Here is a 6,580-nt window from a genome sequence, read left to right on the forward strand (position 1 = left end):
AACGCAAACCGAGTAAAGCCCTTTGTATGCCATTGGTAAAAGATCGTCTAAAAGAAGTTTGTGGCTGGATATATATTTACCATTACAATAAAACTGTGTTGCCATACCATAGCGCGCAGCATTAAAAAAATTCTTTTTCACATCCTTAAAATCCCAAAGCTTATGAATGTTTTTAAAAGTCTTTGGTTTTCCCATCATAACACCAACCCAAAGCATCATATTAGCAATTTCATCAGCAGTTGTAGGACCTGCTGGAATATATCTATTTTCAATTCTGAGGTTTGGCTTCCCTTTCATTACACCATAACATACTCTATTCCAAGGATACACGGTACCATTATGTAATTGTAAAGCTCGAAGTTTTGGTATTTCGTTGTTTTTTACCATATCTACACTATTTCGTGTGAAATCTGTTGTTAAAAAACTTCTAAATCTTGAAATGTTATTTTTAAAAATATCGGTTATAGTGCCTCGTTCCCAATCGTTACCAAAACTAACTCTAGATTGTATTTCGTTTAATAAATAAGAGTTTACTCTAGTATCAATGCTTTGAGTAAATAATGCGATTCTAGTCTCGCTCCATAATTCTTTTCCAAATAATATTGGAGAATTAGTACATGTGCTTAAAATGGGTCCGGCGATGGCTTGTGCCCAATTGTAATTATCTACGAAATCTTTTTGGGGCAATTGCAAATGCATTTGAAAACTGGTATTACACCCTTCTAACATTACTGAGTCGTGTAATAAATTCAACTCATCCACGCCTTTTATATGAATATCAAAACTTTTTCTACGGGTTTGTTTTATGGCATCATTTAAAAAAGAATAACGCTCTACGTCGGTCATGTTATCTTCCCCAACATTGTTTACAGATAATGACGGTAAAATGCCTGTCAGCACAATTTTAATGTCTTTTTTTGCTGCTATTTTTTTAGCCTTATTTAAATACGATTCTAATTGTTCATGAAGTTTTGAAAAACAGTCGCCACCAAGCTCAAAGGTGTCTAAATTAAGTTCTAAATTGTAGTTTCCAATTTCAGTTGTAAAATGTTCGTCATTAATATCTTCAAGAAGCTCTAAGGATTTGCTTTCTGGTAAAAATTCATTATTTACCATACAAAACTCTTGCTCTGCACCAATTCTTAAAGGCTTTTCTTCAATCATATTCTTTTCAATCATGAGGTCCAGCGCCTCTATATCATTTAATAAATGATGCACATAATTTGCTCTATCTTTTTTCGATTTTAATTTAGAAACATTTAAATCACCCATGACGCTTTTCAATTGGTTTATAAGAGATTAAATTACGCTACTTACGGCATTTTAAAAATGATTTATATCATATAAAGTCTTTATGTGTATGGTGTTAATTGTTATTCCTATTTTTGTAAGCATAAATCTGTCTATGTCTAAAACCTATTCTAAAAAAGATAAACTTAAAAGCAAAAAACTTATTGACCAATTGTTTACAGAAGGGCAATCGGTTTCTGCTTTTCCGTTGCGTTTGGTGTATTTAGGCGCTTCTTTTGAAGATGAAGTTATTGCTAAAACAGGCGTTTCGGTAAGTAAACGAAATTTTAAAACAGCAGTTGATAGAAACCGTATAAAACGTTTGTTAAGAGAAGCTTACCGACTAAATAAAGCGACCTTTTTTAACAATTTAACAACGCAACATGCGTTTATGATTTTGTACATTGGCAAGGACAAACCCACATTTACCCAAGTTGAAACCAGAATGAAGGTTTTGTTTGAAAAGTTTTCAAGCAAAATTTCAGAAAAATAAAATTCACATGAAAAACATACTAAAAAAGAAAATCATTATCCCAATACTAGCTTGTGTTGTATTCTTTTCAACAACTGCTTTTAAAAACGATTTTTTTGAAATAGCTAAACAAATAGAAATTTTTACCACATTGTTTAAGGAGTTAAACATGAATTATGTGGATGAAACCAATCCTGGTGAATTAATGGATACTGCTATTAAAAGTATGTTAGCAGATTTAGATCCGTACACAAATTTTATGAACGAGCAAGATGTTGAAGCTGCTCGAATAAATAATACGGGCGATTACACAGGTATTGGAGCAAAAATAAAAACCCTAAAAGACAAGTTAATTGTTATTGAGCCTTATAAAGATTATCCAGCGGACAATGCGGGATTAAAAGCTGGTGATGAAATTATAAAAATAGGAAATATTCTAGTTGAAGATTATGATGACCATGCTGGCGATTTATTAAGAGGCACATCAGATTCTTCGGTTGAAGTAATCTATAAACGTCAAGGGAAAACTCAAACTGCTACTATAAAACGTGCAGAAGTTGAAATTAAAGCGGTACCGTATTTCTCTTTAATAAATGACAAAACAGGCTATATTGTTTTAAGCAGATTTAGCAAAAAAGCCTATGCTGAAACCAATTATGCTTTACGCGATTTAAAAGCACAAGGCGCAGAAACTATAATTCTCGATTTGCGAGGAAACCCTGGCGGATTGGTTAACGAGGCTATTAAAATTGTAAACCTATTTGTGCCTAAAGATCAGTTGGTGGTTACTACAAAATCGAAAGTAAAAAAGTATAATAGAACCTATGTTACCAAAAACGACCCTATTGATGCTGACATTCCATTAGTGATTTTACTTGACGGAAGTAGCGCATCGGCAAGCGAGATTGTGTCTGGCGCACTTCAAGATTTAGATCGTGCTGTAATTGTTGGCTCTAGAAGTTTTGGGAAAGGTTTAGTTCAACGCCCTAAAATTTTAACCTACGGCACTCAGGTAAAAATCACCATTTCTAGATATTACACACCTTCAGGAAGATGCATTCAATCTTTAGATTATTGGAATAGAAACGAAAAAGGAGAAGCAGTTAAGGTTAAACAAGAAAACTATAATGCTTTTAAAACTAAAAATGGCCGACAAGTTTTTGATGGCGGTGGTGTGTTTCCAGATGTGCAAATAGGCTCTAATAAAATATCACCTATTACTACTGCCATAGAAAATAACAATTTAATTTTTGATTATGCCACTAACTATTATTACAACCATACTATTAATGATATAAACACCTTAAGCCTTACTGATAAAGATTTTTCAGAATTTAAAAACTACTTAAAAACGAACAACTTTTCTTTTGAAACAGATACAGAAAAAGCGCTTCAAAAAGCATTTGAAACTGCCAAAAAAGAAGAACTAAACGATAACATTGAAAGCGATTATAATACCCTTATTTCTAATTTAAACAGCTCTAAAACTCAAGTTATTGATGAAAATAAGGCATATTTATTAGAGTCACTAACTCAAGATATTGTGAAACGTTACGTGTATAGAGAAGGTCTTTATGAGTATTTAGAAATACATGATCCAGAGATTAAAAAAGCCACAGAAATACTTGAAAACCAATCAATATATCAAGGTTATTTAAAATAAATTTCATCTTTTAATGCTATAAGAATTTTAAACAAAACCCTTTATATATAGGCTTCTGGCATGGTTTTAGATTAAAAATAGTATATTTATCACCTATTCAACGCCCTTTTATGAATAAATTATTGGTACTAATATTATTTACTCTCAGTAGTGTTTTTTCTTTTTCTCAAAAAGAATTAACACAAGAGGTTTATTTTGACACCGATAAATACGAGGTTCCAAGTACAGAAGAAAACCGCTTATTATTATTTATTTCTAAATTAAATGATATTGATATTGAGTCCATTTCAATATTTGGTTTTTGTGATGATAGAGGGGCAGACTCCTACAATTTAATACTTTCACAACAACGCGCAGATGCCATTAAAGCCATTTTTGCAAATAACGAAATAAGTGAAACTTTAATAACTAATGTAGATGGCAAAGGCAAAATACTACTTAAAATTATTGAAGAAGAAAATCTTTTAAAAATAAGAGGTTTAAACCGAAAAGTTGAAATTATTGTAAAAGCAAAGCCACCAAAACCAGTTGTTATAAAAGTATTAGATAGTACACCAAAACCTAAAAAAGATAAAAACGTTGTTGACCTTATAAAAGATGGTGCAAAAGGTGATAAAATTTTATTTAAAAATATTCTTTTTAAAACGGGATATCCAACGGTCACATCAAGTTCTAAAAAAATTCTGGAATCTATTGCTAATGCGCTTCTTGAGCGTGAAGATATTTATTTTACCATTCAAGGGCATGTGTGTTGTACTCAAAACACTAGAGATGCATTAAATAGAAAAACTAAAAAACGAGATTTATCTGAAGCGAGGGCCGAATACGTTTACGATTATTTTATTAAAAAAGGTATTGACAAAAAACGCATGCGACATATTGGAATGCGGAGAAAATTTCCGCTAGGTGGCGATCCTGAATTTGATAGGCGTGTAGAAATACTTATCACCTATACTGGTGAACAAGCTAAATAAACTTCCATGTGCCTCAAAACTAAGTTTATTATAATTAGTTTCTGTTTCATTTCTTTAAACAGCCTTTCACAAAACACATTTGTTCCTGACGATAATTTTGAACAAGCCCTCATTGATTTAGGTTATGATACAGCACCTTTAGATGATTTTGTATTAACATCAAACATAAGCGGCATAACTGATTTAGATATTACAAGCAGAAATATATTAGATTTAACAGGTATTGAGGATTTTGTTGGTCTCACTAATTTAGATTGTTCGGACAACCAATTAACCGTTTTAAATATTGATCAGAACACCAACTTAACTGAGTTGTATTGTAGCGATAATCAAATTACCAATTTAGACCTAAGCAACCAACCAAACTTAGTCAGATTATGGTGTTTTAATAACCAATTATTAACTCTAAACGTTACGCAAAACCCTGGTTTAATTTCATTGCGTTGTGAAGACAATCAATTAACAAGCCTTGATGCTTCTAATAATATAAACCTAAATGTATTGGTTTGCGAGCGCAATCAAATCACCACAATCGATATTTCTAATAGTATCGTATTAAGCAGGCTTCAATGCGGGAATAATGCTTTAACGTTTTTAAATCTGAATGATAATACAAACCTTTCTTATTTATCATGTGAACAAAATCAAATTACCAATTTAAACTTATTCAATAATAATCGGTTGTCGGTATTAATTTGTTCAAGTAATGAATTAACAAGACTGGACCTTTCTCAAAATCCTAACCTAACGGATGTTGACTGCAGTTTTAATAACCTTTGTAGTTTGAATTTAAAAAATGGAAACAATAATAAAATAGTTTTAATGAACTTTGAATCTAATCCAGATTTAAATTGTGTTGTTGTCGATAATCCTAACGAAAGTCATACTTCTTGGGTTCCAACCACATTTTCAAACTATGTAAATTCACCTGAAGTATGCAGCAATTTTATACCTATTGATTCTTTAGAAGATGTTATCGGAACAAGTTTCATATTACCAACAATTAGCAATGGTAATTATTTTAGTGAGTCTGGTGGCATGGGCACATTATTAAATGCTGGAGACCAAATTACAACCACGCAAACTATTTATATTTTTAATGACACGCCTTGTTATAGTAATGAAAGTAGTTTTTCTGTTTTTATAAATAATGAAGATTATTTTATCCCTAAATACTTTACACCTAATAATGATGGTTTTAATGATTTTTGGCAAGTTTATGATAAATTAAACCTTGTAAATAATATTTCTATTTATAACCGCCATGGAAAGCTTATTAAGTTTTTACCAAATACAAAAGCTAGTTGGGATGGTACTTTTAATGGAAAATTATTAAGTAGTGATAGTTATTGGTACGAAATTGTATTAAACACCCATGAAGTTTTACGAGGGTATTTTGCTTTGAAACGATAACTAATTTTTTATCATGGCAATATGTGGTATATCATCTTCAAGATACTCATTGCCTATTTCGTTAAATCCTAAACTGTTATAGAATTTTTTTAGATAAACTTGTGCTGAAATTTTTATAGAGGTTTCCTTAAAATGATTTTTTATCGCTTCCGCGGAAGCGTTCATAATATCAAAACCATATTGGTGTTGTCTTTCAATTTTAGCTACTACTACTCTACCAATACTAGCCAAATCAAAGTAATCGCCAGGTTTAAAAATACGTGTATAAGCCACCAACTTATAGTTTTTAAAACCTAATACATGAAGTGCTTTTTCATCTTTTCCATCAAGATCTTGATACACACAATTTTGCTCTACTACAAAAACGTCGCTTCGTAATTGAAGTAAGTGGTATAACTCCTGTTTAGTGAGTTCCTCAAAAGTTTTGACTTTAATTTTTAGCATTAAATTTATTTTGTCATTCCTGCCGTCGCAGGAATCCATTATGAAATGACATTAGTATTAAAAAGATTTCCGTAATCACGGAAATGAAAAAATAACATAATTAATCCTGCACAATCACATCCTTAGCATCATCCTTTCCATATTCCGGTTGAATATTTACGTGGTTAATATCGTAGTTATGATACACGAAATCTTCGATTTTATGCAAAATAATATCAAATTCAGATAAGGTGATATCCTTTTCAAAATCAATATGAGCTTCTAAATGAATTTCATCTTCATTAAGTTGCCAAACATGCACATGATGCACGTTTTTAATAGCAT

6 protein-coding genes and 1 pseudogene are annotated in these 6,580 nt (G+C 31.3%); 4 read left to right on the plus strand and 3 right to left on the minus strand.

Translation table 11 applies throughout. The features are described 5' to 3' along the window. The coding region (locus tag WBN21_RS15960) for a CBS domain-containing protein (RefSeq protein WP_424202029.1) at positions 1–1,272 on the minus strand (1,272 nt) is incomplete at its 3' end. A gap of 133 nt (positions 1,273–1,405) precedes the next feature. Between WBN21_RS15960 and rnpA the strand changes: the two genes are divergently transcribed. The 4 genes from rnpA to WBN21_RS15980 all read left to right on the plus strand — a co-directional run bounded on the left by rnpA (position 1,406) and on the right by WBN21_RS15980 (position 5,812). Then, the gene (gene rnpA / locus WBN21_RS15965) at positions 1,406–1,783 is read left to right on the plus strand and encodes a ribonuclease P protein component (protein ID WP_424202039.1); all 378 of its coding nucleotides are present in this window, start codon (positions 1,406–1,408) and stop codon (positions 1,781–1,783) included. A 7-nt stretch (positions 1,784–1,790) separates the two neighbouring features. Beyond that, on the plus strand, positions 1,791–3,425 hold the full coding sequence (locus tag WBN21_RS15970; RefSeq protein WP_424202031.1) for a S41 family peptidase: 1,635 nt from the start codon (positions 1,791–1,793) through the stop codon (positions 3,423–3,425). Between the two features lie 110 nt (positions 3,426–3,535). Then, the gene (locus tag WBN21_RS15975) at positions 3,536–4,399 is read left to right on the plus strand and encodes an OmpA family protein (RefSeq protein WP_424202033.1); all 864 of its coding nucleotides are present in this window, start codon (positions 3,536–3,538) and stop codon (positions 4,397–4,399) included. Positions 4,400–4,405: 6 nt separating this feature from the next. After that, complete coding sequence (locus WBN21_RS15980; RefSeq protein WP_424202035.1) at positions 4,406–5,812, plus strand: T9SS type B sorting domain-containing protein; 1,407 nt, start codon at positions 4,406–4,408, stop codon at positions 5,810–5,812. Here WBN21_RS15980 and WBN21_RS15985 read toward each other — a convergent pair whose 3' ends face one another. Beyond that, positions 5,813–6,256, minus strand: coding sequence for a GNAT family N-acetyltransferase (locus WBN21_RS15985; protein WP_424202037.1), 444 nt, complete (start codon positions 6,254–6,256; stop codon positions 5,813–5,815). 100 nt (positions 6,257–6,356) lie between these two features. Continuing rightward, positions 6,357–6,580, minus strand: a pseudogene (locus WBN21_RS15990) (cation diffusion facilitator family transporter); the annotation flags it as partial.

It is taken from the genome of Algibacter sp. (genome assembly GCF_049667265.1).
Taxonomy (GTDB): Bacteria; Bacteroidota; Bacteroidia; order Flavobacteriales; family Flavobacteriaceae; genus Algibacter_B.

Coding starts and splice junctions, on each gene's coding strand:
- rnpA (WP_424202039.1), top strand. CDS start 1,406: ATGTCTAAAACCTATTCTAAAAAAGATAAACTTAAAAGCAAAAAACTT.
- WBN21_RS15970 (WP_424202031.1), top strand. CDS start 1,791: ATGAAAAACATACTAAAAAAGAAAATCATTATCCCAATACTAGCTTGT.
- WBN21_RS15975 (WP_424202033.1), top strand. CDS start 3,536: ATGAATAAATTATTGGTACTAATATTATTTACTCTCAGTAGTGTTTTT.
- WBN21_RS15980 (WP_424202035.1), top strand. CDS start 4,406: ATGTGCCTCAAAACTAAGTTTATTATAATTAGTTTCTGTTTCATTTCT.
- WBN21_RS15985 (WP_424202037.1), bottom strand. CDS start 6,256: ATGCTAAAAATTAAAGTCAAAACTTTTGAGGAACTCACTAAACAGGAG.